General features: G+C 64.4%; 23 protein-coding genes and 1 pseudogene. 13 read left to right on the plus strand and 11 right to left on the minus strand.

Translation table 11 applies throughout. The features are described 5' to 3' along the window. Positions 1–182 precede the first annotated feature (182 nt). Positions 183–1685, plus strand: coding sequence for an exopolyphosphatase (ppx, locus tag ACIQYU_RS24275; RefSeq protein ID WP_063912176.1), 1503 nt, complete (start codon positions 183–185; stop codon positions 1683–1685). On the opposite strand, the gene ppk1 is transcribed toward ppx, so the two are convergent. Next, positions 1672–3915, minus strand: a complete 2244-nt coding sequence (gene ppk1 / locus ACIQYU_RS24280) for a polyphosphate kinase 1 (protein ID WP_233694031.1) — start codon at positions 3913–3915, stop codon at positions 1672–1674. The two genes, ppx and ppk1, sit on opposite strands and share 14 nt — an antisense overlap. A gap of 213 nt (positions 3916–4128) precedes the next feature. On the opposite strand from ppk1, the gene ACIQYU_RS24285 reads away from it, so the two are divergent. Next, positions 4129–4773: a DedA family protein gene (locus ACIQYU_RS24285; RefSeq protein WP_172827492.1), complete on the plus strand. Its 645-nt coding sequence runs from the start codon at positions 4129–4131 to the stop codon at positions 4771–4773. A gap of 501 nt (positions 4774–5274) precedes the next feature. Here the strand turns inward: ACIQYU_RS24285 and ACIQYU_RS24290 are convergent. Then, positions 5275–5901, minus strand: a pseudogene (locus ACIQYU_RS24290) (sterol desaturase family protein); the annotation flags it as partial. Positions 5902–6013: 112 nt separating this feature from the next. Here ACIQYU_RS24290 and elbB point away from each other — a divergent pair. After that, complete coding sequence (elbB, locus tag ACIQYU_RS24295; RefSeq protein WP_233694030.1) at positions 6014–6673, plus strand: isoprenoid biosynthesis glyoxalase ElbB; 660 nt, start codon at positions 6014–6016, stop codon at positions 6671–6673. A 179-nt stretch (positions 6674–6852) separates the two neighbouring features. Here elbB and ACIQYU_RS24300 read toward each other — a convergent pair whose 3' ends face one another. After that, entirely contained in the window at positions 6853–7305 is a 453-nt protein-coding gene (locus ACIQYU_RS24300; RefSeq protein WP_013974739.1) for a YaiI/YqxD family protein, read from the minus strand. Positions 7306–7474: 169 nt separating this feature from the next. Here ACIQYU_RS24300 and ACIQYU_RS24305 point away from each other — a divergent pair, with 169 nt between their 5' ends. After that, positions 7475–10330, plus strand: coding sequence for a class I adenylate cyclase (locus ACIQYU_RS24305; RefSeq protein ID WP_241106085.1), 2856 nt, complete (start codon positions 7475–7477; stop codon positions 10328–10330). Between the two features lie 141 nt (positions 10331–10471). Here ACIQYU_RS24305 and rnk read toward each other — a convergent pair whose 3' ends face one another. From rnk to cyaY, 3 genes are all read right to left on the minus strand, one after another. After that, positions 10472–10882 carry a nucleoside diphosphate kinase regulator gene (rnk, locus tag ACIQYU_RS24310; RefSeq protein WP_087500868.1) on the minus strand — a complete coding sequence of 137 codons (411 nt, stop codon included), beginning with the start codon at positions 10880–10882 and terminating at the stop codon, positions 10472–10474. 146 nt (positions 10883–11028) lie between these two features. Beyond that, positions 11029–11253 (minus strand): DUF1289 domain-containing protein, encoded by a 225-nt coding sequence (locus ACIQYU_RS24315; RefSeq protein ID WP_207837590.1) that lies wholly within the window; start codon positions 11251–11253, stop codon positions 11029–11031. Between the two features lies 1 nt (position 11254). Beyond that, positions 11255–11587, minus strand: a complete 333-nt coding sequence (gene cyaY, locus ACIQYU_RS24320; RefSeq protein ID WP_014592812.1) for an iron donor protein CyaY — start codon at positions 11585–11587, stop codon at positions 11255–11257. Positions 11588–11884: 297 nt separating this feature from the next. On the opposite strand from cyaY, the gene ACIQYU_RS24325 reads away from it, so the two are divergent. The 6 genes from ACIQYU_RS24325 to ACIQYU_RS24350 are packed head-to-tail and all read left to right on the plus strand — an operon-like array spanning position 11885 to position 16501. Beyond that, positions 11885–12094, plus strand: a complete 210-nt coding sequence (locus ACIQYU_RS24325; protein WP_207837588.1) for a lipoprotein — start codon at positions 11885–11887, stop codon at positions 12092–12094. A gap of 9 nt (positions 12095–12103) precedes the next feature. Next, entirely contained in the window at positions 12104–13351 is a 1248-nt protein-coding gene (gene lysA, locus ACIQYU_RS24330; RefSeq protein ID WP_207837586.1) for a diaminopimelate decarboxylase, read from the plus strand. 4 nt (positions 13352–13355) lie between these two features. Continuing rightward, the gene (gene dapF / locus ACIQYU_RS24335; protein ID WP_063912186.1) at positions 13356–14186 is read left to right on the plus strand and encodes a diaminopimelate epimerase; all 831 of its coding nucleotides are present in this window, start codon (positions 13356–13358) and stop codon (positions 14184–14186) included. A gap of 13 nt (positions 14187–14199) precedes the next feature. Beyond that, on the plus strand, positions 14200–14910 hold the full coding sequence (locus ACIQYU_RS24340; protein WP_207837584.1) for a DUF484 family protein: 711 nt from the start codon (positions 14200–14202) through the stop codon (positions 14908–14910). Beyond that, on the plus strand, positions 14910–15809 hold the full coding sequence (gene xerC / locus ACIQYU_RS24345; protein WP_025341073.1) for a tyrosine recombinase XerC: 900 nt from the start codon (positions 14910–14912) through the stop codon (positions 15807–15809). The genes ACIQYU_RS24340 and xerC overlap by 1 nt, the downstream gene beginning before the upstream one ends. After that, positions 15806–16501: an HAD family hydrolase gene (locus ACIQYU_RS24350; protein ID WP_207837582.1), complete on the plus strand. Its 696-nt coding sequence runs from the start codon at positions 15806–15808 to the stop codon at positions 16499–16501. Before xerC ends, ACIQYU_RS24350 begins: the two co-directional genes overlap by 4 nt. A 180-nt stretch (positions 16502–16681) precedes the next feature. Here the strand turns inward: ACIQYU_RS24350 and sutA are convergent, their stop codons facing one another. From sutA to glnK, 3 genes are all read right to left on the minus strand, one after another. Next, a complete protein-coding gene (gene sutA / locus ACIQYU_RS24355; RefSeq protein ID WP_063912190.1) occupies positions 16682–17011 on the minus strand; it encodes a transcriptional regulator SutA in 330 nt (109 codons plus the stop codon). Positions 17012–17441: 430 nt separating this feature from the next. Then, positions 17442–18773, minus strand: a complete 1332-nt coding sequence (locus ACIQYU_RS24360; RefSeq protein WP_207837580.1) for an ammonium transporter — start codon at positions 18771–18773, stop codon at positions 17442–17444. Positions 18774–18819: 46 nt separating this feature from the next. Beyond that, positions 18820–19158 (minus strand): P-II family nitrogen regulator, encoded by a 339-nt coding sequence (gene glnK / locus ACIQYU_RS24365; protein WP_002555808.1) that lies wholly within the window; start codon positions 19156–19158, stop codon positions 18820–18822. A gap of 405 nt (positions 19159–19563) precedes the next feature. Here glnK and ACIQYU_RS24370 point away from each other — a divergent pair, with 405 nt between their 5' ends. From ACIQYU_RS24370 to ACIQYU_RS24380, 3 genes are all read left to right on the plus strand, one after another. Further along, positions 19564–19830, plus strand: coding sequence for an accessory factor UbiK family protein (locus ACIQYU_RS24370; protein WP_207837577.1), 267 nt, complete (start codon positions 19564–19566; stop codon positions 19828–19830). Continuing rightward, positions 19831–20184 carry a gamma-glutamylcyclotransferase family protein gene (locus ACIQYU_RS24375; RefSeq protein WP_207837574.1) on the plus strand — a complete coding sequence of 118 codons (354 nt, stop codon included), beginning with the start codon at positions 19831–19833 and terminating at the stop codon, positions 20182–20184. Between the two features lie 163 nt (positions 20185–20347). Continuing rightward, positions 20348–21838 carry a YifB family Mg chelatase-like AAA ATPase gene (locus ACIQYU_RS24380; RefSeq protein ID WP_063912194.1) on the plus strand — a complete coding sequence of 497 codons (1491 nt, stop codon included), beginning with the start codon at positions 20348–20350 and terminating at the stop codon, positions 21836–21838. A 176-nt stretch (positions 21839–22014) separates the two neighbouring features. Here ACIQYU_RS24380 and ACIQYU_RS24385 read toward each other — a convergent pair whose 3' ends face one another. Beyond that, positions 22015–22383: a response regulator transcription factor gene (locus tag ACIQYU_RS24385; protein ID WP_207837528.1), complete on the minus strand. Its 369-nt coding sequence runs from the start codon at positions 22381–22383 to the stop codon at positions 22015–22017. Further along, entirely contained in the window at positions 22380–23372 is a 993-nt protein-coding gene (locus ACIQYU_RS24390) for a response regulator (RefSeq protein ID WP_402802520.1), read from the minus strand. Before ACIQYU_RS24390 ends, ACIQYU_RS24385 begins: the two co-directional genes overlap by 4 nt. Positions 23373–23406: the final 34 nt, after the last annotated feature.

Below are 23406 nucleotides of genomic sequence, written 5' to 3' on the forward strand. Positions count from 1 at the left end.
GACGATTGAGTGTAACTATAGTTGTGCAAGACGCCGCGAATCGAAACCGTCATACGAGTGTCATAGCATCGAATGGCACATTGCCTTGCATCAAGGCCAGCACAACGGCTGAGTGTCACGCGTTGGCGATAGCCTGCTATCGTGGCACGATTGCCGGGTTAACGACCGAGAAAAACCAGATCATGCCGCATACCATCGCGAAGAACCTGTCCCTGATCGCCGCCATCGACCTTGGCTCCAACAGCTTTCACATGGTCGTGGCCAAGGCCCACCATACCGAAATCCGCATTCTCGAGCGGCTCGGCGAGAAGGTTCAGTTGGCCGCCGGCATCGACGAAGAGCGCATGCTCAGCGAAGAAGCCATGGAACGAGGCCTGGACTGCCTCAAGCGCTTTTCCCAGCTGATCAACGGCATGCCGGCAGGCTCGGTACGCATCGTCGGCACCAACGCCTTGCGCGAAGCGCGCAACCGCAACGAATTCATCCAGCGCGCCGAAGCCATCCTCGGCCACCCGATCGAGGTGATCTCCGGCCGTGAAGAAGCGCGCCTGATCTACCTGGGCGTGTCGCACACCCTGGCCGACACCCCGGGCAAACGCCTGGTGGCCGACATCGGCGGCGGCAGTACCGAGTTCATCATCGGCCAGCGCTTCGAGCCGCTGCTGCGCGAAAGCCTGCAGATGGGCTGCGTCAGCTTCACCCAGCGCTACTTCCGCGACGGCAAGATCACCCCGGCCCGCTACGCCCAGGCCTACACTGCTGCGCGCCTGGAACTGATGAGCATCGAGAATGCCCTGCATCGCCTGACCTGGGACGAGGCCATCGGCTCGTCCGGCACCATTCGCGCCATCGGCGCCGCCATCAAGGCTGGCGGCCTGGGCAATGGCGAGGTCAACGCCGAGGGGCTGGCCTGGGTCAAGCGCAAACTGTTCAAGCTGGGCGAGGTCGACAAGATCGACTTCGAAGGCGTCAAGCCGGACCGCCGCACCATCTTCCCGGCGGGCCTGGCGATTCTCGAAGCGATCTTCGATGCCCTGGAACTGCAACGCATGGACCACTGCGACGGTGCCCTGCGCGAAGGCGTGCTGTTCGACCTGCTGGGCCGCCACCACCACGAAGACGTGCGCGAACGCACCCTGAACTCGCTGATGGAACGCTACCACGTGGACCAGGGCCAGGCCGCGCGCGTCGAGCGCAAGGCCTTGCACGCCTTCGACCAGGTGGCCGACGCGTGGGACCTGAAAGACGGGAACTGGCGCGATCTACTCGGCTGGGCAGCGAAAGTGCACGAAATCGGCCTGGATATCGCCCACTACCACTACCACAAGCACGGCGCCTACCTGATCGAGCACTCCGACCTGTCGGGCTTCTCCCGCGAGGACCAGCAGATGATGGCCTTGCTGGTGCGCGGCCACCGCCGCAACATCCCCAAGGACAAGATCGCCGAGCTGGGTGAGGAAGGGGTCAAGCTGCTGCGCCTGTGCGTGCTGCTGCGCTTCGCCATCCTGTTCCACCACATCCGTGGCAACCAGCAGATGCCGAAGGTCGAGCTCAAGGCTGCCGACAGCAGCCTCGATGTGGCCTTCCCGGAGGGCTGGCTGGAACAGAACCAGCTGACCCAGGCCGACTTCGCCAACGAGGCAGAGTGGCTGGCCCGGGTCGGCTTCGTCCTCAGCGTACGTTGAGGACCGGGTTGCTCAGGCGCTCCAGCAGGGTCGCCTGGGCACTGCGCGGGTTCTGGTTGCCGGTCGGCGTGCTGCGCACGTAGCGCCCGTCCGGCTGCAGGGTCCAGGCGTGGGTGTTGTCGGTCAGGTAGCCTTCCAGTTCCTTCTTCACCCGCAGCAACAGCTTCTTGCCTTCCACCGGGAAGCAGGTCTCGACGCGCTTGTCGAGGTTGCGTTCCATCCAGTCGGCACTGGACAGGTAGATCTGCTCTTCGCCGCCATTGAGGAAGTAGAACACCCGGGTGTGTTCGAGGAAGCGGCCGATGATCGAGCGCACCTGGATGTTGTGGGAAACCCCCGGAATGCCTGGGCGCAGGCAGCACATGCCACGCACCACCAGGTCGATCTTCACGCCCGACTGGCTGGCCTTGTACAGCGCCTTGATGACCTTGGCGTCGGTCAGCGAGTTGAACTTGGCAATGATATGCGCCGGCTTGCCTTCGAGGGCGAACTGGGTTTCCCGCGCGATCATGTCGAGCATGCCCTTCTTCAGGGTGAACGGCGCGTGCAGCAGTTTCTTCATGCGCAGGGTCTTGCCCATACCGATCAACTGGCTGAACAGCTTGCCGACGTCCTCGGTGAGGGCGTCGTCGGAGGTCAGCAGGCTGTAGTCGGTGTACAGGCGGGCGTTGCCGGCGTGGTAGTTGCCGGTGCCCAGGTGCGCATAACGCACGATCTCGCCCTGCTCGCGACGCAGGATCAGCATCATCTTGGCGTGGGTCTTGAAGCCGACCACACCGTAGATCACCACCGCACCGGCAGCCTGCAGGCGGCTGGCCATCTGCAGGTTGGACTCTTCGTCGAAGCGCGCCCGCAGCTCGATCACCGCGGTGACCTCCTTGCCGTTACGCGCCGCGTCCACCAGCGCGTCGACGATTTCCGAGTTGGCTCCGGAACGGTACAGGGTCTGGCGCACGGCAAGCACGTGCGGGTCCTTGGCGGCCTGGCGCAGCAGGTCGATCACCGGGGTGAAGGACTCGAACGGGTGCATCAGCAGGATGTCCTGCTTGCCGATCACGCTGAAGATGTTGTCGGCGTTCTGCAGCAGCTTGGGGATCGCCGGGGTGAACGGGGTGTACTGCAGCTCGGGATGGCTGTCCAGGCCGGTGATGCTGAACAGGCGGGTAAGGTTGACCGGGCCGTTGACCTGGTACAGCTCGCTTTCGCTGAGGCTGAACTGCTTGAGCAGGTAGTCCGACAGGTGTTTCGGGCAGGTGTCGGCCACCTCCAGGCGCACGGCGTCACCATAGCGGCGCGAGAACAGCTCACCGCGCAGGGCGCGGGCCAGGTCGTCGACTTCTTCGGAGTCCAGCGCCAGGTCGGCGTTACGGGTCAGGCGGAACTGGTAGCAGCCTTTCACCTTCATGCCCTGGAACAGGTCGTCGGCGTGCGCGTGGATCATCGACGACAGGAACACGTAGTTGGCGCCTGGCCCCCCCACATCTTCCGGCACGCGGATGACCCGCGGCAGCAGGCGCGGGGCCGGGATGATCGCCAGGCCCGAATCGCGGCCAAAGGCGTCGACACCTTCGAGCTCGACGATAAAGTTGAGGCTCTTGTTCACCAGCAGCGGGAACGGGTGGGTCGGGTCCAGGCCGATCGGGGTGATGATCGGGGCGATTTCGTCGCGGAAGTAACGGCGCACCCAGGTCTTGAGCTTGGGTGTCCAGTAACGGCGGCGGATGAAGCGGATATGGTGTTTTTCCAGCTCGGGCAGCAGCACGTCGTTGAGGATTGCGTACTGGCGCTCTACTTCGCTGTGCACCAGGTCGCTGATGCGCGCCAGTGCCTGGTGCGGCTGCAGGCCATCGGCGCCGGCCTGTTCACGGGCGAAGTTGATCTGCTTCTTCAGGCCGGCGACACGGATCTCGAAGAACTCGTCGAGGTTGCTGGAGAAGATCAACAGGAACTTGAGGCGTTCGAGCAGCGGATAGTTCTCGTCCAGCGCCTGTTCCAGCACACGGATATTGAATTGCAGCTGCGAGAGCTCGCGATGAATGTACAGGCTGCTGTCGTCCAGGCCTGGGACGATGATCGCCGGGGCCGGTGCGGGCGCCGGAGCCGCAGGCTCTGCCACCGGTTCTGCCGCAGGCACGGGCGCCGGCGGCAGGTCTGGCGGGGTCTGCACCATCTCTTCGGGGATTTCCTGAGCATCCTTGATCGCGACAGGGGTTAGCACTTCATTATTCATCTGGCGTTCCTGAGGACGTTAACGCCCTATCATCAATTGAGCGGCAAGATAAGCGCCCATTATGACGCCTGTATTACACACCAGGGCAAGCCATGGCGCGTGGCTTCTGGCATTCTCCGAGCAGGAATTGTTCATGTCGAGACACATTTGGACACTTTCACGAACGCGCGCGAAGGGGTAGGCTTCGCGTTCATTTCGCCAGCACCTCAGAAAATGCTTCAACAATTCCTGCAGGATTTCGGCTACTTCGCCCTTTTTCTAGGCACCTTCTTCGAAGGCGAGACCATTCTGGTGCTTGCGGGGTTCCTTGCGTTCCGCGGTTACATGGACATCAATCTGGTGTGCCTGGTGGCGTTTTTCGGCAGCTATGCCGGCGACCAGCTGTGGTACTTCATGGGCCGTCGCCACGGGCGCAGGATCCTGGCACGCAAACCACGCTGGCAGGCGATGGGTGACCGGGCGTTGGACCACATCCGTCGCCACCCCGACATCTGGGTACTGAGTTTCCGCTTCGTCTATGGCCTGCGCACGGTCATGCCGGTGGCCATTGGTCTGTCCGGCTACCCGCCACGCCGCTACCTGCTGCTGAACGGTATCGGCGCGGCCATCTGGGCAGTGGCCCTGGGCGCGGCCGCGTATCACTTCGGCGCCATCCTCGAAGGCCTGCTGGGCAATGTGAAGCGCTACGAGCTATGGGTGCTCGGCGGCCTGCTGGCGCTGGGCGGCCTGCTGTGGCTGCGCCGGCGCTTCCGCACGTTGCGCGCGGAGCGCAAGGCGGCGGGCATGCCCCAGGCCCCAGAGGCTGAGCAGGCTGTAAGCCACGAGCAGGAACCAGGCCAGCGGCACGACCACCGCTAAGCCCAGTGCGCCGGCCAGGTACAGCGCCGGCGCATTCGCCAACAGCCGTACCCACTCCAGGCGCACGGCCCATGGCCGGTTCTCCAGCAGCGCGCCCAGCACGAACAAACCAAACGCCATCAGCGCCCAGCCGAGTACCAGTGCGGCGGTTGGCACGCGCTCGGCCACATCCATCAGGTAGCTGCCCAGCGCCACGTAAACCACGAATTGCGCCGCCACATAGGCCTGCTGCGCGCGGCCCAGGGCCACCTCGAACTTGCGAAACAACGCCAGGTCCTGCTTGGCCTGTGGGTAGCGTGCGGCCACATCGGCCGGGCGCCAGCCGGTGGGCATGAACCAGATACGCAGCTTGTCCCACAGGCTGCCGGCGCGCCGGGCATCGTGCCAGAGCTGGGCATAGAACTGCAGGTTGGCCCACAACGGGTTCCAGCTGGCCAGCGGCGTGGTCACCCCGAACACCACCGGTTCGGCCGGGTCCTCCTCTTTGAAGGTGCCGAACAGACGGTCCCAGAGAATGAACACGCCGCCATAATTGCGATCCAAGTAAGCAGGATTTTGCGCATGGTGGACGCGATGGTTGGATGGCGTGATCAACACCCACTCGAGCCAGCCCAGCTTGGGAATGTGCCGGGTATGCACCCAGAACTGGTACAGCAGGTTGAGCGAGGCCACCGTGATGAACACCAGCGGTGGCACACCGAGCAACGCCAGCGGCAGGTAGAACAGCCACGAGAAGATGAACCCGCTGCTGGTCTGGCGCAGCGCCGTGGTGAGGTTGTACTCCTCGCTCTGGTGATGCACCGAGTGCGCAGCCCACAGCACGTTGCGCTCGTGGCCAAGACGGTGCAGCCAGTAGTAGCAGAAGTCATACAGGACAAAGGCCAGCAGCCACACCCACCAGGCCTGCGGTGGCAGGCGCAGCAGCGCCAGGTGCTCGAACGCCAGGGCATAGGTCACCAGCCCTACCCCTTTGGTCAGCAAGCCGGTACTGGTCGACAGCGCGCCGGTGCTGAGGCTGTTGATCGAGTCGGCCAGGGTGAAGTTGCGCTGGCCACGTACGCGGTCAGCCACCAGCTCGACGGCGATCAGCACGAAGAAGAACGGCACGGCCAGCAGGATCAGGTCCATGGGTACGACCTCAGACGTTATCCGCCAAGATTAGGCCGCGCTCGCAGGAATCCCTATGGCTACATCTGCCAAACTAGAGGACATTTAGCGCCTCGACACTGGAGTAAAAAGCATGACAAAAAAAGTAGCGGTGATTCTTTCCGGCTGTGGCGTTTATGACGGCGCCGAAATCCACGAAAGCGTGATCACCCTGCTGCGCCTCGACCAGCGTGGTGCGCAGGTGCAGTGCTTCGCGCCGAACATTGCGCAGATGCATGTGATCAACCACCTGACTGGCGAGGAAATGCCCGAGTCGCGCAATGTGCTGGTGGAGTCGGCGCGCATTGCCCGCGGTGAGGTCAAGGACATCCGCGAAGCCAAGGCCGAAGACTTCGATGCGCTGATCGTGCCGGGCGGTTTCGGGGCGGCGAAGAACCTGTCCAACTTTGCCGTGGAAGGCGCCAACTGCAGCGTCCACCCGGATGTGCTGGCCCTGGCCGAAGCCTTTGCCGACGCCTGCAAGCCGGTTGGCCTGATCTGCATCTCGCCGGCGCTGGCGGCGAAGATCTACGGGCCAGGCGTGGTCTGCACCATTGGTAGCGACGCCGGCACTGCGGCGGCCGTGACGAAGATGGGTGGCACCCATGAAGAGTGCGATGTGCACGATATTGTCGAGGACATCCAGCGCAAGCTGGTGACTACCCCGGCATACATGGAGGCCAAGTCGATCAGTGAAGCGGCTGGCGGGATCTACAAGCTGGTGGATCGGGTGCTGGAGCTGACCCACGAGTAACGGGTGCAAGATTCAGAATCTGACGCGGTCCCTGTGGGAGCGGCCTTGTGTCGCGAAAGGGCCGCAGCGCGGCCCCGGCAATTTATGCGGCGAAGCTGAAATCCTGGGGCCGCTTCGCGGCCCTTTCGCGACACAAGGCCGCTCCCACACGTCGCACCCACCCCGCCAGCAGGGTCGCTTCAGGGTTTGGATAACCGGGCAATGATCCGGTCCAGCGCATTGGCAAACGCCTGCTTCTCACGCTCGCCATAAGGCGCCTGCCCTCCTCCCACCTGGCCCTGCTCGCGCAGCTCGGTGAACAGGTTGCGCGCAGCCAGGCGGTCGCCCATGTTGCGCTCGTCGAACTCGCGCCCGCGCGGGTCCAGCGCCGCCACGCCCTTTTTCACCAGGCGGTCGGCCAACGGCACGTCACTGCAGATCACCAGCTCGCCGGGCACGGCGTGCTCCACCAGGTAATCGTCGGCCGCGTCCATGCCGCTGGGCACCACGATCAGGCGCACGATCGCGAACGCCGGTTTGGCCACAGCCTGGCCCGCCACCATCACCACCTCGAACTTGCGCTTGAGGGCGAACTTGACGATCAGATCCTTGGCCGCCTTGGGGCAGGCGTCGGCATCGATCCAAACACGCATCGGAAAACCTCGCAATCAGCTTTAGGCCGCCATCATGCCTCAAGCGCAGCGAAAGCTGGAGCAGCTCACGCACGCTGGAAAAATGGCGCCAATATTTCAATTGCCGCTTATCCACCTGCGCCACTCAGGCTAAACTCGCCACAGCTCCGCTGGCCTGCCCGAGTGCGCAATGAACCACCCCCACGAAATCCGCCCCGACCTGGACGAAGGTATCGACCGCAAGGTCCTGGCGACATTGCGTGCGCGCTTCCTGCGGCTCAACCAGGGCCGGCTGCAGCGGGCCCTGGAGGGCCTGTCGACGCGCCAGCAACAGGTGCTGACGCTGCTGCCGCTGCTGTTTCATGTGAACCACCCTCTGCTGCCGGGCTATGTCTCCGGCAGCACCCCCGCTGGCGTATCGGGCTACGAGCCAAGTACCGACCTGGTAGTCGAGGCCCAGCGCCTGGCCCGCTCGTTCACCTACAAGGCCCGCCATGGCAATTCACCTCGGCCGATCCACGGCCTGTTCCTGATGGGCAGCCTGGGCTCGCTGGCCCAGGCCGAGCAAAGCGACATGGACCTGTGGGTGTGCCATGCACCCGGCCTGGCCGACGAGCTGCTGGACGAACTGCGGCGCAAATGCCAGCTGCTGGAGGCGTGGGCGGAAAGCCTGGGTGCCGAGGCGCACTTCTTCCTGATCGACACGCAAGGTTTCGCCCAGGGCCAACGCGAAGGCCAGCTCGGCTCCGACGACTGCGGCACCACCCAGCACTATCTGCTGCTGGACGAGTTCTATCGCACCACTATCTGGCTGGCCGGGCGTACGCCGCTGTGGTGGCTGGTGCCGGTCTACCAGGAACACCATTACCACGCCTACACCCAGACCCTGCTGTCCAAGCGCTTCATCCGCAGTCAGGACGCCCTCGATCTCGGCAACCTGGCCCACATCCCGCCCGGCGAGTTCGTCGGCGCCGGCTTGTGGCAACTGTTCAAAGGTATCGACTCACCCTACAAGTCGCTGCTCAAGTTGCTGCTGACCGAGGCCTACGCCAGCGAACACCCCTCCGTACGCTGCCTGAGCCTGGACTACAAGCAGGCTGTGTTCGCCAACCAGCTTGACCTCGACGAGCTGGACCCCTACGTGATGGTGTACCGGCGTATCGAGCGCTACCTGCTGCAGCGTGGCGAATTCGCGCGCCTGGAGCTGGTGCGGCGCAGCCTGTACCTGAAGGTGAACAAGAAGCTCAGCGACCCGGCCCGGGCCAATGGCTGGCAACGCCGACTGTTGCAACGCCTGGCCGACGAGTGGGGCTGGGACGAGCGCCAGCTGGCCCTGCTGGACAGCCGCAGCCAATGGAAAGTGCAGCAAGTTGCCGTCGAACGCCGTGAACTGGTGGCCGAACTGAACCACAGCTACCGCTTCCTCAGCCAGTTCGCCCGCACCCAGAACGCCAGCAGCCGCGCCGACCAGCGCGATCTCAATGTGCTGGGCAGGCGGCTTTACGCGGCCTTCGAGCGCCGCGCCGGCAAGGTCGAAGTGATCAACCCTGGTATCGCCCCGGACCTGGCCGAAGGTACCCTGACCCTGGTCCAGGCGCCCAACCGCAAGGAGCCCGGCAGCCACCACTGGGGGCTGTACACCGGCAACCTGAGCCCCCATGAGGTGGACCACTTCAGCCCGCTCAAGCGCTGCCGCGAGCTGCTCGAACTGCTGACCTGGGCCCATCGCAACGGGGTGATCGACAGCAGCACGCGCCTGGCGCTGCACCCGGGTGTCAGCGACCTCAGCGAATACGAGCTGTTCAACCTGGTCGGCTGCCTGCAGCAAAGCATCCCCCTGCCCTTGCCGACCGTCAGCGAGGTGCGCCTGCTGCAACCCAGCGTTGCCGACGAAGTGCTGCTGCTGGTCAACGTCGCCATCGACCCGCTGCGTCACCACCGCGACCTGAACATCCTGATGACCACCGAGCGCACCGACTCGTTGAGCTATGCAGGCGTGCGCGAGAACCTGGTACTGACCCTGGACCAGGTCACCCTCAACAGCTGGAACGAGGTATTGGTCCAGCGCTTTGATGGCGAGCACGCGCTGGTGCGCTGCCTGCGCGACTTCCTCAACAGCCCCGTGCTGCGCGGCCACCGGCCGAGGGTGCGGGTGCGCTGCTTCTGCCAGAGCCGCGCCCAGGCCATCGGCCAACGCGTGGAGGAAATTTTCGACACCGTGCAGCTGCTGCTGGACCAGGGCCTGAACCACCGCTACCTGCTGCAGGTGGCCCAGCACACCCATGTGCTGGAGCTGCTGCCCGGGCATGTCGGCCTGACCACCCTGGCCGAACATGAGGCGCTGCTGGAGCACCTGGGCGAAGAGCGTATTGCCTACAGCCCGCTGTACCTGGATGCCAACGCTTTGCAGGACCACGACCTGCGCCTGGTGCTGGAGCAGGGCCGGCCGGCCTGCATCCAGGTGTTCTACCGCCTGCAGAGTGGCTGGGCCGAGCTGTATGTGCTGGATGAATACAACGCCCTGTGGCAACAACGCCTGCCCCTGCACGACGAAGCCCACCTGCTGTTGCCGCTGCAGCGTTTTCTGCGCTCGGTGGTGATGCGCCGCGATGCCCGGCTTCCGCTGGATAACCTGCGGCCGGCCTCGCTGGACATCCTCTACGCGCAACTGTTGCCGTCCGGGCCAGGCAAGGCCCGCAGCATCGAGCCGCGCCTGGCCCCGGTCGAAGGTAGCGACCAGCCTTACTATGAGGTGCAGGCGATCATCCAGGCCGGGGTGGCCGGCGCGGCCCATGTGACGCTGTATTGCGACCAGCAGGAGTTTTCCGAACTGGAGCATGGTGAGCAGCTGTATGCGGTGGTGGCCCGGCAGATCATCGGCCAGCGACGAGGTGCAGGGCAGTACCGCTGCTACATCACCGACCTGGACTTGTCCGAGTTGCTGGATGACCAGTTGGGGTCGACACAGGTGTACCTGCGCTACAAGCGGGAGCTGGAGCAGGCTTTGAACGAGGGGTTGGAGCAGGTTTTGGCGCAAGAGGCTTGAATTGCCAGGGGCGGGTTGCGCCCCTTTCGCGACACAAGGCCGCTCCTGCATCGATCGTGCAAACCCAACTCATGGGGACTACGCGGACATTGTAGGAGCGGCCTTGTGTCGCGATGGGCCGCAAAGCGGCCCCCATGGCCCTTACAGGTCGAAATCGCCCGCGGCTTCTGGCTGGTATTCCACTTCCAGCAACTTCAGCTTGAGGGTCTTGCCCCCCGGTGCCGGCCAGTCGATCTGCTCGCCCACCGACAACCCCAGCAAGGCGCAACCAATCGGCGCCAGGATCGAGACCTTGCCTTCCGGTCCGGCATCCTTCGGGTACACCAGGGTCAGGTGGTAATCCTTGCCGCTGGCTTCCTCACGGCAGTGCACGCGCGAGTTCATGGTCACCACGCCAGCCGGGACTTCCTCGTGACCGACCACCTGCTCGGCGCGGTCCAGCTCGCCCATCAAGGCGAGCACACCCGGCGTACTCTCGTCGAGGCTGTCGATCAGACGCTCCAGACGTTGTACGTCCAATCGGGTGAGGATGAGGGAAGGCTTGGTGCTCATGATCCAGTCAGACTCCTTTGAACAGGCGGTTTTCATCGTGCAGATAAAGCAAAACCCCGCCCAAGGGCGGGGTTTGTGAAGGCTTTGGCGTCACCGACGCAGAACCCGACGTTACCACAGCCGGGTAAATACTCAAGCCCTTGCGATCAGTGTGCCTTAGCCTGGTCGCGCAGGGCCTGGGCCTCGCGGCAAATCTGCCGGCGCCTCTCGTCATCGGCCGAGCGCCATTCGCGGATGTGCTCGACATGCCGGTGGCAACCTGTGCAGACCCGCTGTTCGTCCAGCCGGCAAACGCTGATGCAGGGCGACGGCACGGCGGGGCTGACATTGCTGTAGAGCGGCTTGGGCGGCCGGGTCTGGGTGCTACTCATGTCAGATCTCGTCGAAGTCCAGCTTCTCGCCGGCCCGCTCCCAGACGATGCGCTCGAGCATTTCGCCCAGCAGCTCCTCGCTCTTCTCGCACACCCACTTGCCGCTGTCTTCGTCGTAGTCGAAGTGGAAACCGCCGGAGCGGTCGGCCAGCCACAGCTGACGCAGCGGCTCCTGGCGGCTGAAGATCAGTTGGGCGCCGCCCTCGAACTTGACGGTGAGGACGCCGCCGGAGTTTTCCATGTCCAGGTCCAGGCCGCTCTCGTCGAACAGGTCTTCCAGGGCCTGTTGGGTCGCGTCGACCAGATCATGGAAACGCGCTTCACTCAAACTCATTGCAGGAACCTCGAAATTGGCTGCGTTACAGGCAAGCCCGGCAAGATACGGGCGCTTGCCGCCGAATGCAAAGGTTTAGCCGCTACCTTCACAGGCCCCTTCGCGGCCAAAGCCGCTCCCACAGGGGTAGCGCAAGGCCCGAGGCCAGTGCAGTACCTGTGGGAGCGGCTTTAGCCGCGAAAGGGCCTTTGCAGGCGGTAAGAATAGCCCGCCCGGCGGGCCGGCCCTTGCATAGGCAAGCCGTCGGTCGCTCGGTATACTCGGTCGCAATACTGCATATTTCTAAGGATTTCACCCATGAAGCGCCTGATTTCCTCCCTCGCGGCGCTGGTCGCTGTTGCCTGCCTCGTTTCGGCCTGCGGTCAGAAAGGCCCGCTGTACCTGCCTGAAGACGGCAAGGACGGCAAGGCCAGCCACAAGTCGCACCAGTACCAGCCAAAAGCCAAGCCGGCCCCGACGCAGCAGCCCGAGCTGCAGTCCGAGCCCGAGCAGTCGCCAGCGCAGTAAGGAAACCAGATGAACGCTTTCAACTACCGCGACGGCGAGCTGTTCGCGGAAGGCGTGGGCCTGTCGGCCATCGCCGAACGCTACGGTACCCCGACCTACGTCTATTCGCGTGCCCACATCGAGGCCCAGTACCGTAGCTACGCCGACGCCCTGCAAGGCACCGAGCACCTGGTGTGCTTTGCGGTCAAGGCCAACTCCAACCTCGGCGTACTGAACGTGCTGGCGCGCCTGGGCGCAGGCTTCGACATCGTCTCTGGCGGTGAGCTGGAGCGCGTGCTGGCCGCTGGCGGCCGTGCCGACCGCGTGGTGTTCTCCGGCGTTGGCAAGACCCGCGACGACATGCGCCGTGCCCTGGAAGTCGGCGTGCACTGCTTCAACGTCGAATCCACCGATGAACTGGAGCGCCTGCAAGTGGTGGCCGCCGAGATGGGCAAGGTTGCCCCGGTCTCGCTGCGGGTCAACCCGGACGTCGACGCCGGCACCCACCCGTACATCTCCACCGGCCTGAAAGAAAACAAGTTCGGCATCGCCATCGCCGATGCCGAGGCCATCTACGTGCGCGCCGCGCAGCTGCCGAACCTGGAAGTGGTCGGTGTCGACTGCCACATCGGCTCGCAGCTGACCACCGTCGAGCCTTTCCTCGATGCCCTCGACCGCCTGCTGGTGCTGGTCGACCGCCTGGCCGAGTGCGGCATCCACCTGCGCCATCTGGACCTGGGTGGCGGTGTCGGCGTACGTTACCGCGATGAGGAGCCGCCGCTGGTGGGCGACTACATCAAGGCCATCCGCGAACGCGTTGGCGACCGCGACCTGGCACTGGTGTTCGAACCGGGCCGCTATATCGTGGCCAACGCCGGCGTCCTGCTGACCCGCGTGGAATACCTCAAGCACACCGAACACAAGGACTTCGCCATCATCGATGCGGCGATGAACGACCTGATCCGCCCGGCCCTGTACCAGGCCTGGATGGGCGTCAGTGCGGTCAAGCCACGCACAGGCGAAGGCCGTGCCTACGACCTGGTCGGCCCGATCTGCGAGACTGGCGACTTCCTCGGCAAGGACCGCGTGCTGAACCTGGCCGAAGGTGACCTGCTGGCCGTACAGTCCGCGGGCGCCTATGGTTTTGTCATGAGCTCCAACTACAACACCCGTGGCCGTTGCGCTGAAATCCTGGTCGACGGTGACCAGGCCTTCGAAGTACGCCGCCGCGAGACCATCGCCGAATTGTACGCTGGCGAAAGCCTGCTGCCGGAGTAAGCCCATGCTGCTGCGTTTTACCAAGATGCATGGGCTGGGCAACGACTTCATGGTCCTCGACCTGGTCAGCCAGCACGCGCACATCCAGCCCAAGCACGCCAAGCAATGGGGTGACCGCCACACCGGCATCGGCTTCGACCAGTTGCTGATCGTCGAGGCACCGAACAACCCGGAAGTGGACTTCCGCTACCGCATCTTCAACGCCGACGGCTCCGAGGTCGAGCAGTGCGGCAACGGTGCGCGCTGCTTCGCCCGCTTCGTGCTGGACAAGCGCCTGACCGCGAAAAAGCGTATCCGCGTGGAAACCAAGAGCGGCATCATCGAACTGGACGTGCAGAATGACGGCCAGGTCAGTGTCGACATGGGGCCACCGCGCTTCATCCCTGCCGAAATCCCCTTCGTCGCCGACGAGCAGGCGCTGAGCTACCCACTGGAAGTCGACGGCCAGGTGCATTCGATTGCCGCCGTGTCCATGGGTAACCCGCATGCCGTGCTGCGTGTCGACGACGTGCGTACCGCCCCCGTGCACCAACTGGGCCCGAAGATCGAGAACCACCCGCGCTTCCCGCAGCGGGTGAATGCCGGCTTCCTCCAGGTCATCGACCGCCACCGCGCCAACCTGCGCGTGTGGGAACGCGGCGCGGGCGAAACCCAGGCCTGCGGCACTGGCGCCTGCGCCGCCGCCGTGGCAGCGATCAGCCAGGGCTGGATGGACTCCCCGGTGTCCCTCGACCTGCCCGGTGGCCGCCTGCACATCGAATGGGCCGGCCCCGGCAAGCCCGTTGTGATGACTGGCCCGGCCGTACGCGTCTACGAAGGACAGGTTCGTCTCTAAGCGAGTAACCGCCATGACCGATCAGCCCCAGGTTGTACCCCAGCAGTCCGCTGAGCTCGATGCCGAAGCGGTGGTCGCCTACCTGCGCGCCCACCCCACCTTCTTCGCCGAACACGACGAGCTGCTGATCGAACAGCGCATCCCCCACCAGCGTGGCGACAGCGTGTCGCTGGTGGAGCGCCAGCTCAAGCTGCTGCGCGACCGCAACATCGAGATGCGCCACCGCCTGTCGCAACTGATGGATGTAGCCCGCGACAACGACCGGCTGTTCGACAAGACCCGCCGGCTGATCCTCGACCTGCTCGACGCCGGCAACCTGGAAGAAGTGGTGATGGCGGTCGAAGACAGCCTGCGCCAGGAATTCCAGGTGCCCTTCGTCAGCCTGATCCTGTTCGGCGAAAACGTCGCGCCGGTCGGGCGCTGGGTCAGCAACGCCGAAGCACAGCAGGCCATCGGAGCCCTGCTGGGCGGCGGCAAGACGGTCAGCGGCAACCTGCGCGAGCACGAACTGGCCTTCCTGTTCGGTGAAGAACAGCGCCGGGAAGTAGGCTCCAGCGCCGTGGCTGCCCTGGAATACCAGGGCCTGCACGGGGTGCTGGCGATCGGCAGCCGCGACCCGCAACACTACAAGAGCAGCGTCGGCACCCTGTTCCTCGGCTACATCGCCGAAGTACTTGGCCGCGTTGTGCCACGCGTTACCCAGACCCTGCGCCCGGTACGCTGATGGAACGCCAGCTGGAGGCTTATTGCGCACACCTGCGCAATGAGCGCCAGGTGTCCGAGCACACCCTGCTGGGCTACCGTCGCGATCTGGACAAGGTCGTCGCCTACTGCAAGGAACACGGCATTGCCGGCTGGCAGGCGCTGCAGATTCAGCAGCTGCGCCAGCTGATCGCCCGCCAGCACCACCATGGCCAGTCATCGCGCAGCCTGGCGCGGCTGCTGTCGGCAGTGCGCGGCCTGTACCGCTACCTGAACCGCGAAGGCCTGTGCCAGCACGACCCGGCCAGCGGCCTGAGCGCGCCCAAGGGCGAACGCCGGCTGCCCAAGGTGCTGGATACCGACCGCGCCCTGCAACTGCTTGATGGCGGGGTCGACGATGACTTCATCGCCCGTCGCGACCAGGCTATCCTCGAGCTGTTCTATTCGTCGGGCCTGCGCCTGTCCGAGCTGACCAACCTCGACCTCGATCACCTCGACCTCGCCGCCGGCCTGGTGCAGGTGCTGGGCAAGGGCGGCAAAGCCCGCGTGCTACCGGTTGGCCGCAAGGCCCGCGAGGCCTTGCAGGCATGGTACCGCCTGCGCGGCATCGGCAACCCGCGCGACCGCGCAGTGTTCATCACCCGCCAGGGCAACCGCATCAGCCCAAGGGCCGTTCAACAACGGGTGAAAGCAGCCGGTGAGCGCGAGCTGGGCCAGCACCTGCACCCGCACATGCTCCGCCACTCCTTCGCCAGCCATGTGCTGGAATCGTCCCAGGACCTGCGCGCGGTGCAGGAGATGCTCGGCCATGCCGACATCGGCACCACGCAGATCTACACCCACCTGGACTTCCAGCACCTGGCCGCGGTGTACGACAGCGCCCACCCTCGGGCCAAACGCAGCAAAGGCACAGACTCATGAGCATCAAGCTGATCACTTTCGACCTCGACGACACCCTGTGGGATACCGCGCCGGTAATCGCCAGCGCGGAAGTCGTGCTGCGCGACTGGCTCGAAGCCAACGCCCCAATCCTTGGCGGCGTGCCGGTGGAGCACCTGTTCGCCATCCGCGAGCGCCTGGTGCAAGCCGAACCCGGCCTGAAGCACCGTATCAGCGCCCTGCGCCGACGGGTGCTGTTCCATGCACTGGAAGAAGTCGGCTACAGCGAAAAGCATGCGCAGGAACTGGCCAATGAAGGCTTCGAAGTGTTCTTGCATGCCCGCCACCAGGTAGAGATTTTCCCGGAGGTGCAGCCGGTGCTGGAGATCCTGCGCCATCACTACACCCTGGGCGTGGTCACCAACGGCAATGCCGACGTGAGCCGGCTGGGGCTGGCGGATTATTTCCGCTTTGCCCTGTGTGCCGAGGATCTCGGCATCGGCAAGCCGGACCCGGCGCCGTTCCTCGAAGCCCTGCGCCGCGGTGACGTGGAGGCCAGCGCGGCGGTGCACATTGGCGACCACCCCGGCGATGACATCGCCGGTGCCCAGCGTGCCGGGCTGCGGGCGGTGTGGTTCAACCCCCTGGGCAAGCCCTGGGTAGGCGAGCAGGCGCCGGATGCCGAGATCCAGCGCCTGTCGCAGTTGCCCGACATCCTCGCGCGCTGGCGCTGACAGGGGCCGCTGCGCGGCCCATTCGCGGGTAAACCCGCTCCCACAGGTTCACCACTGCCCTCAGGTCCTGCGCCGTCCCTGTGGGAGCGGGTTTACCCGCGAAGAGGCCGGCACAGGCAAAACAAAACCGACAGGCACAAAAAAGCCCGCAGCGACGGCGGGCTTTTTTGGATCAGCCACTCAGATAGGGCGGCTGCCGTACTTGTTGTCCGGCTTCTTGGGCGGGTCGGCGACCACGTTGGCCTCGACTTCCTGAACCTTGCCACCGCGAGCGAGGAACTCTTCCATGGCCTTGGCCAGGGCGTCACGCTCCTTCTGCTTGGCTTCCATGCTCGGCATCTCGTCTACCGAGACCGCCGCCTTGGATTTGCCCTTGGCAACGGGTGCCGGGCTGCTGTCGTCATCGCCAGCGTCTTCGGCGCCATCGTCGGCTGCCGCTTCGAGGCCTTCATCGCCCTCGTCTTCGTCGCCTACTTCGAGGTCATCATTTTCCAGATCGTCGTCGCTCATGTTCTACCTCATGACTTGCGAAAAGCAGGTTAGTTATAGACCAGTGCAGCCGTAGACCGGCAGCCACCAGTGAAAAATCAACTGGCCGTGGGTTAGGCCACTGCCCTTGGGTCAGCGCTCCTGATGGGAGGCGGCACCCGGCAGGCCCTGCTCCTGGCAGGACCCGACAAATCCTTTAGCCCCTGCTGGCCACACGCTATTGGCAAGCCTAGCAAAGGCTGGCGAAGCGTGTGGACTACTCGTCAAACACCCTTCGGCGCGCATTCTAGCGCGCCAGCGGAAAAAACAAAGCACCATGAATGCTCTGCGTTTTGTAAGTTTTCTGCCTACGTCGCGAACGTGTCGGATAAACCGTTTGCCGTGCGGGAAATGCTAAAAATCTGGCAAAAAAAATGCCCGGCAAGCCGGGCAAGTTTTTACCGCGCCGCAGTTACAGGTTGTAGCCGCGCTCGTTATGCTGAGCCAGGTCGAGGCCGACCGACTCTTCTTCTTCGCTGACCCGCAGGCCCATCACCAGATCCAGCACCTTGAGGATCACGTAGGTGACGATGGCGGTGTAGACCACGGTGAAGATCACGCCCTTGGCCTGGATCCAGACCTGGGCACCGATGTCGGTGACCGCGCCAAAGCCACCCAGGGCCGGTGCCGCGAACACGCCGGTGAGGATGGCACCGATGATACCGCCGACACCGTGCACGCCGAAGGCGTCCAGCGAGTCGTCATAGCCCAGCTTGCGCTTGAGGCTGGTGGCGCAGAAGTAGCAGATCACGCCCGAGACCAGGCCGATCACCAGGGCGCCCATCGGGCCCACGGTGCCGGCAGCCGGGGTGATGGCGACCAGGCCGGCGACCACACCCGAGGCGATGCCCAGGGCGCTCGGTTTGCCGTGGCCGACCCACTCGGCGAACATCCAGCCCAGGGCCGCGGCGGCAGTGGCGATCTGGGTCACCAGCATGGCCATGCCGGCGGTGCCGTTGGCGGCAGCGGCAGAGCCTGCGTTGAAGCCGAACCAGCCGATCCACAGCATGGCCGCGCCCATCAGGGTGTAGCCCAGATTGTGCGGGGCCATCGGGGTGGTCGGGTAGCCCTTGCGCTTGCCCAGCACCAGGCAGCAGACCAGGCCAGCGATACCGGCGTTGATGTGCACTACAGTGCCGCCGGCGAAGTCCAGCACACCCCAGTCCCACATCAACGCACCGTCACCGCTCCAGACCATGTGCGCGATCGGCGCATAGACCAGGGTGAACCAGATGCCCATGAACACCAGCATCGCGGAGAACTTCATGCGCTCGGCGAAGGCACCGACGATCAATGCCGGGGTGATGATGGCGAAGGTCATCTGGAAGGTGATGAATACCGCTTCAGGGAACAGTGCGGCAGCCGAGGTCAGGTTCGAGGGCGTGACGCCGCTGAGGAACGCCTTGGAGAAGCCACCGACGAAGGAATTGAAGTTGAGCACGCCCTTTTCCATACCGGTGGTATCGAAGGCCATGCTGTAGCCGTAGATGACCCAGAGAATGCTCATCAGGCCAGTGATCGCAAAGCACTGCATCATCACCGACAGCACGTTCTTGGAACGCACCATACCGCCATAGAACAGGGCCAGGCCCGGAATGGTCATGAACAGCACCAGCGCCGTTGCGGTCAGCATCCAGGCGGTGTCGCCGGAGTTCAGCGCTGGGGCAGCTTCCTCGGCCAGGGCAAGCCCGGGCATTACGAGGGACAATAGGGCTCCTAGCCCTGCGATCTTACGCAGAGTCATGTTGTTTTCTCCTGGGGCGTTGGGTTTGGTGAGGCTTTGTTGCTGCTTAGATCGCGTCGGTATCGGTTTCGCCGGTACGGATACGGATCGCCTGCTCCAGATTCACCACGAAAATCTTGCCGTCACCGATCTTGCCGGTGTTGGCTGCCTTGGTGATGGCTTCGATTACCCGATCAAGGTCCTTGTCATCGATGGCGACATCGATCTTCACCTTGGGCAGGAAATCGACCACGTATTCAGCACCGCGATACAGCTCGGTGTGGCCCTTCTGCCGACCGAAGCCTTTGACTTCGGTGACGGTGATGCCCTGCACGCCGATTTCCGACAGCGACTCGCGCACGTCGTCCAGCTTGAACGGCTTGATGATGGCTGTGACTAGCTTCATGAAACTCTCTCCCGATTTGGTGGACTTGCCCCAGGAAAACAAACCCGTCTCAAGTCTAAGCGCAGCGCTTGGCTTTGTAACGCGTCGTCGGCATCCGGCTCCGCGTGCGCACTGCCTGGTCACAAGGAACTGCATCAGTGCATGGCTCATACGGGTCATTGCAGAAACCTTGCCAGTTCTGCCAACGCACGGGAAAACAGCGAGTTATGTGATTTGGTCGGGATTGGCCAGTCGCCAGCATGGAAAACATGCACAATTTCGGTGCACACCCACCTGACGCGTTGCTCGAAAAATGTGCAACTGCGTGGCGAGGGCGCATGCTATTTGTGGGAACAATGTGCAATCTGGTGCCAGTGTCGCCCGTGCTACACTGCCGGCCATTTCTCAGTTTCAGTGGACAGCCCCATGCTTGCGCCCAAAGCCCTTCTCGACGCCCTGAGCGACCAGGCCTCGCGCCTGTTCAGCAGTGATACCGCCCAGCCCCGCGCCGAACTGGAAAGCCAGTTCAAGGTGCTGATGCAGGGTGCCTTCAGCAAGCTGGACCTGGTGAGCCGCGAAGAATTCGACAGCCAGATGGTCGTACTGGCGCGCACCCGTGCACGCCTCGAGGCCCTGGAAAAACAAGTAGCCGAGCTGGAAGCCCGGCTTGACCCGACCCCACAGGATGAGTGAATGCAGCCCTCCAGCGCTTACCCGGTATTGTTGTTTTCCTACGGCACCCTGCAGGACAAGGCCGTGCAACTGGCCAACTTCGGCCGCGAACTGAGCGGGCAGGCCGACCGCATGCTGGGCTACCGCCAGGACTGGGTCGAGATCACCGACCCGGCCGTGCTGGCAGCCAGCGGCAAGTCCCATCACCCTATCGTTACCCCCAGCAGCCAGGCCGACGACAGCGTGGCCGGCATGGTCTTCCAGATCAGCGAAGAAGAGCTGGCGGCAGCGGACCGCTATGAAGTCGCCGACTACAAGCGCGTGGCCGTCACCCTCGCTTCGGGCCTGACCGCCTGGGTTTATGTCCGCGCCTGAGTTCTTCGGGCGTGCAGCAGGCACGAACCCAACGGGGTGAGAATGCAGGGGGCAACCCCTGCCTGAAAAACTACGACGCACACTTCTTGCGCCGACCCGGGCCGCCCTCGCTATGCTTGCAAAGCCGCAGGAAGCGGCCCTGTTCAGCGACAACGGAGCGTCCATGTCCCTAGCCCTCGTCCACAGCCGCGCCCAGGTGGGCGTGCAGGCACCAGCCGTCAGCGTCGAAACCCACCTGGCCAACGGCCTGCCCCATCTCACCCTGGTCGGCCTGCCGGAAACCACGGTCAAAGAGAGCAAGGACCGGGTACGCAGCGCCATCGTCAACTCAGGCCTGAACTACCCGCAGCGGCGCATCACCCAGAACCTCGCCCCCGCCGACCTGCCCAAGGATGGCGGGCGCTATGACCTGGCCATTGCCCTGGGCATTCTCGCCGCCGATGGCCAGGTGCCAACGGCCACCCTTGCCGAAGTCGAATGCCTGGGTGAACTGGCGCTGTCTGGCAACTTGCGCCCGGTGCAGGGCGTGTTGCCCGCGGCACTGGCGGCACGCGAAGCCGGCCGGGCGCTGGTGGTGCCACGGGAGAACGCCGAGGAAGCCAGCCTGGCAGGCGGGCTGGTGGTGTATGCGGTGGGGCATCTGCTGGAGCTGGTCGCCCATCTGAACGGCCAGGTGCCGTTGCCGCCGTATGCCGCCAACGGGCTGATCCTGCAGCAACGCCCGTACCCGGACCTGAGCGAGGTGCAGGGCCAACTGGCAGCCAAGCGCGCACTGCTGCTAGCGGCGGCCGGGGCGCACAACCTGCTGTTCACCGGGCCTCCCGGTACCGGCAAGACCTTGCTCGCCAGCCGCCTGCCGGGGCTGCTGCCACCGCTGGACGAGCACGAAGCACTGGAAGTGGCGGCGATCCAGTCGGTCAGCGGCCATACGCCACTGAGCAGTTGGCCGCAGCGTCCTTTTCGCCATCCGCACCACTCCGCTTCCGGCCCGGCGCTGGTCGGCGGCAGCAGCCGGCCGCAACCGGGCGAAATCACCCTCGCCCACCATGGGGTGCTGTTCCTGGATGAACTGCCGGAATTCGAGCGGCGGGTGCTGGAAGTGTTGCGTGAGCCGTTGGAGTCGGGCGAGATTGTGATTGCCCGGGCCCGCGACAAGGTGCGTTTCCCCGCACGTTTCCAACTGGTGGCGGCAATGAACCCCTGCCCTTGTGGCTACCTGGGCGACCCTACCGGCCGCTGCCGCTGCAGCACCGAGCAGATCGCGCGGTATCGCAACAAGCTGTCCGGGCCGCTGCTGGACCGTATCGACCTGCACCTGACCGTGGCCCGGGAGAGCACCACGCTGAACAACCAGCCCTGCGGCGAGACCAGTGCCGATGTCGCGGCCAAGGTGGCCGAAGCGCGCGAAGTGCAACAGCGGCGGCAGGGGTGTGCGAATGCGTTTCTCGACCTTGAGGGATTGCGCCGCCATTGTGGGTTGGCGGCGGCGGACCAGGCTTGGCTGGAGGGGGCCTGTGAGCGGCTGTCCCTGTCGTTGCGCGCGGCACACCGGTTGCTGAAGGTGGCGCGAACGCTGGCGGATCTGGAGGGTAGCCAGGCAATTGGCCGGGCGCATCTTGCCGAGGCGCTGCAGTACCGGCCAGGGAGCAGTTAGATTGCGGCGAGCATTACCTCGCTACAAGCATATTGATTGCGCAAGTGTGCTGAGATGGCGGTTGAAGCTATCGGCCTCTTCGCGGGCTTGCCCGCTCCCACAGGTACTGCACAGTTCTTGAGACCAGCGCAGTACCTGTGGGAGCGGGTTCACCCGCGAAAGGGCCGCTACAGGCTTCACTGGCTACCCACCAAAGCATCCTCAACCACCTTCAGCAGCACCTCTTCGGAAAATGGCTTGCCCAGGCACACCAGTGCCCCAAGCGCCATCGCCGCCCGCACCGCCCCTTCATCCCAATGCGCCGACATGCAGATCACCGGCAACCCCCACCCCAGCCGGGCCAGCTCGCGTTGCACCGCCAGCCCGCTCATCCCAGGCATCTTCAGATCGAGCAGCACACACCCCGCCTGCCGTGCCAATGCCGAGGCCAGGAACAGGTCCCCCGCAGCGAACGACAAAGTCTCGAGCCCTGCCGAACGCAGCAGGTTGGCCAGGCTTTTGCGCACCGACGCATCGTCGTCGACGATGCACACCGCTCTGCTCATGCGCCGCCCAGGCCCTCAGGCTGCAATCCGATGACGTTGTGCATGGCCACCAGCTCCAGCAGTGAACGGGACTGCATCTTGTTCATGATGTTCTTCTTGTGCACCTTGGTCGTCACCTCGCTGGTGCCGATCTGCCTGGCGATCTGCTTGTGCGACAGGCCGCCGACCACCAACGAGAACACCTGGCGCTCGCGCTGGGTCAGGCGCTGATATTTTTCCTCGACCTGCCGCGCATGACGCCACTTGCGCCCTTCGGCCACGGCACTCGTGCGCACCGCCTGCAACAGTGTCAGCAGCTGGTCTTCGTCGAACGGCTTGGTCAGGAACTCCACGGCCCCGGCGCGCATGGCCTGGACGGTCATCGGGATGGTACCGAAGCCGGTCATGAACACGATCGGCCAGGGCAGCGCCAGCCGGCGCAGCGCGTCCTGCACCTCCAGGCCGCTGGTATCGGGCAGGTGCATGTCCAGCAACAGGCAGGCATAGGGGGTTTCCAGGCGGGCCTCGAACAGTGCCTCGGCACTGGCGAACAAATGATGCGGGATGTCCTGCGAGCGCAGCAGACGGCCCAACGCCGTGCGCACCGACGGGTCGTCATCCACCACCAGCACCGGCACGTTCAAGCGCTCATCGAACAGCTCGACAGTGTCGGCCACAGCGCACAACGGCGACTTGTCCAGCGCCTTGCCAGGTACTTCGAGGCTGATCTCGGCGGCCAGGCGGTAGCCCCGGCGCGGCACGGTCTGGATCAGGCCGCGGTCGCCAAAGGCCTTGCGCAGCAAAGACACCTGCACCTGCAAGTTGTTGTCCTCGACCACCGTGCCGGCCCATACCTGGCTGAAGAATTCCTCCTTGCCGACCACCCGGCCATTGGCCCTGATCAGCGTGGCCAGCACCTCGAAGGCACGCCCGCCCAACAGGACCGGTTTGCCGTCAACAAAGGCTTCGCGCCGCTCCAGCGACACCTGGGCATTACCGATTCGGATCATGGCTTCCTCGCGCGGGCACAGGCGTATTCGCAGC

This window comes from Pseudomonas sp. NPDC096925, assembly GCF_044762545.1.
In the GTDB taxonomy this organism is placed as follows: Bacteria; Pseudomonadota; Gammaproteobacteria; order Pseudomonadales; family Pseudomonadaceae; genus Aquipseudomonas.

What these genes read in the sequence shown, in the direction of transcription:
- ppx (WP_063912176.1), top strand. Translation starts at nt 183, where the DNA reads ATGCCGCATACCATCGCGAAGAACCTGTCCCTGATCGCCGCCATCGAC.
- ppk1 (WP_233694031.1), bottom strand. Translation starts at nt 3,915, where the DNA reads ATGAATAATGAAGTGCTAACCCCTGTCGCGATCAAGGATGCTCAGGAA.
- ACIQYU_RS24285 (WP_172827492.1), top strand. Translation starts at nt 4,129, where the DNA reads ATGCTTCAACAATTCCTGCAGGATTTCGGCTACTTCGCCCTTTTTCTA.
- elbB (WP_233694030.1), top strand. Translation starts at nt 6,014, where the DNA reads ATGACAAAAAAAGTAGCGGTGATTCTTTCCGGCTGTGGCGTTTATGAC.
- ACIQYU_RS24300 (WP_013974739.1), bottom strand. Translation starts at nt 7,305, where the DNA reads ATGCGTGTTTGGATCGATGCCGACGCCTGCCCCAAGGCGGCCAAGGAT.
- ACIQYU_RS24305 (WP_241106085.1), top strand. Translation starts at nt 7,475, where the DNA reads ATGAACCACCCCCACGAAATCCGCCCCGACCTGGACGAAGGTATCGAC.
- rnk (WP_087500868.1), bottom strand. Translation starts at nt 10,882, where the DNA reads ATGAGCACCAAGCCTTCCCTCATCCTCACCCGATTGGACGTACAACGT.
- ACIQYU_RS24315 (WP_207837590.1), bottom strand. Translation starts at nt 11,253, where the DNA reads ATGAGTAGCACCCAGACCCGGCCGCCCAAGCCGCTCTACAGCAATGTC.
- cyaY (WP_014592812.1), bottom strand. Translation starts at nt 11,587, where the DNA reads ATGAGTTTGAGTGAAGCGCGTTTCCATGATCTGGTCGACGCGACCCAA.
- ACIQYU_RS24325 (WP_207837588.1), top strand. Translation starts at nt 11,885, where the DNA reads ATGAAGCGCCTGATTTCCTCCCTCGCGGCGCTGGTCGCTGTTGCCTGC.
- lysA (WP_207837586.1), top strand. Translation starts at nt 12,104, where the DNA reads ATGAACGCTTTCAACTACCGCGACGGCGAGCTGTTCGCGGAAGGCGTG.
- dapF (WP_063912186.1), top strand. Translation starts at nt 13,356, where the DNA reads ATGCTGCTGCGTTTTACCAAGATGCATGGGCTGGGCAACGACTTCATG.
- ACIQYU_RS24340 (WP_207837584.1), top strand. Translation starts at nt 14,200, where the DNA reads ATGACCGATCAGCCCCAGGTTGTACCCCAGCAGTCCGCTGAGCTCGAT.
- xerC (WP_025341073.1), top strand. Translation starts at nt 14,910, where the DNA reads ATGGAACGCCAGCTGGAGGCTTATTGCGCACACCTGCGCAATGAGCGC.
- ACIQYU_RS24350 (WP_207837582.1), top strand. Translation starts at nt 15,806, where the DNA reads ATGAGCATCAAGCTGATCACTTTCGACCTCGACGACACCCTGTGGGAT.
- sutA (WP_063912190.1), bottom strand. Translation starts at nt 17,011, where the DNA reads ATGAGCGACGACGATCTGGAAAATGATGACCTCGAAGTAGGCGACGAA.
- ACIQYU_RS24360 (WP_207837580.1), bottom strand. Translation starts at nt 18,773, where the DNA reads ATGACTCTGCGTAAGATCGCAGGGCTAGGAGCCCTATTGTCCCTCGTA.
- glnK (WP_002555808.1), bottom strand. Translation starts at nt 19,158, where the DNA reads ATGAAGCTAGTCACAGCCATCATCAAGCCGTTCAAGCTGGACGACGTG.
- ACIQYU_RS24370 (WP_207837577.1), top strand. Translation starts at nt 19,564, where the DNA reads ATGCTTGCGCCCAAAGCCCTTCTCGACGCCCTGAGCGACCAGGCCTCG.
- ACIQYU_RS24375 (WP_207837574.1), top strand. Translation starts at nt 19,831, where the DNA reads ATGCAGCCCTCCAGCGCTTACCCGGTATTGTTGTTTTCCTACGGCACC.
- ACIQYU_RS24380 (WP_063912194.1), top strand. Translation starts at nt 20,348, where the DNA reads ATGTCCCTAGCCCTCGTCCACAGCCGCGCCCAGGTGGGCGTGCAGGCA.
- ACIQYU_RS24385 (WP_207837528.1), bottom strand. Translation starts at nt 22,383, where the DNA reads ATGAGCAGAGCGGTGTGCATCGTCGACGACGATGCGTCGGTGCGCAAA.
- ACIQYU_RS24390 (WP_402802520.1), bottom strand. Translation starts at nt 23,372, where the DNA reads ATGATCCGAATCGGTAATGCCCAGGTGTCGCTGGAGCGGCGCGAAGCC.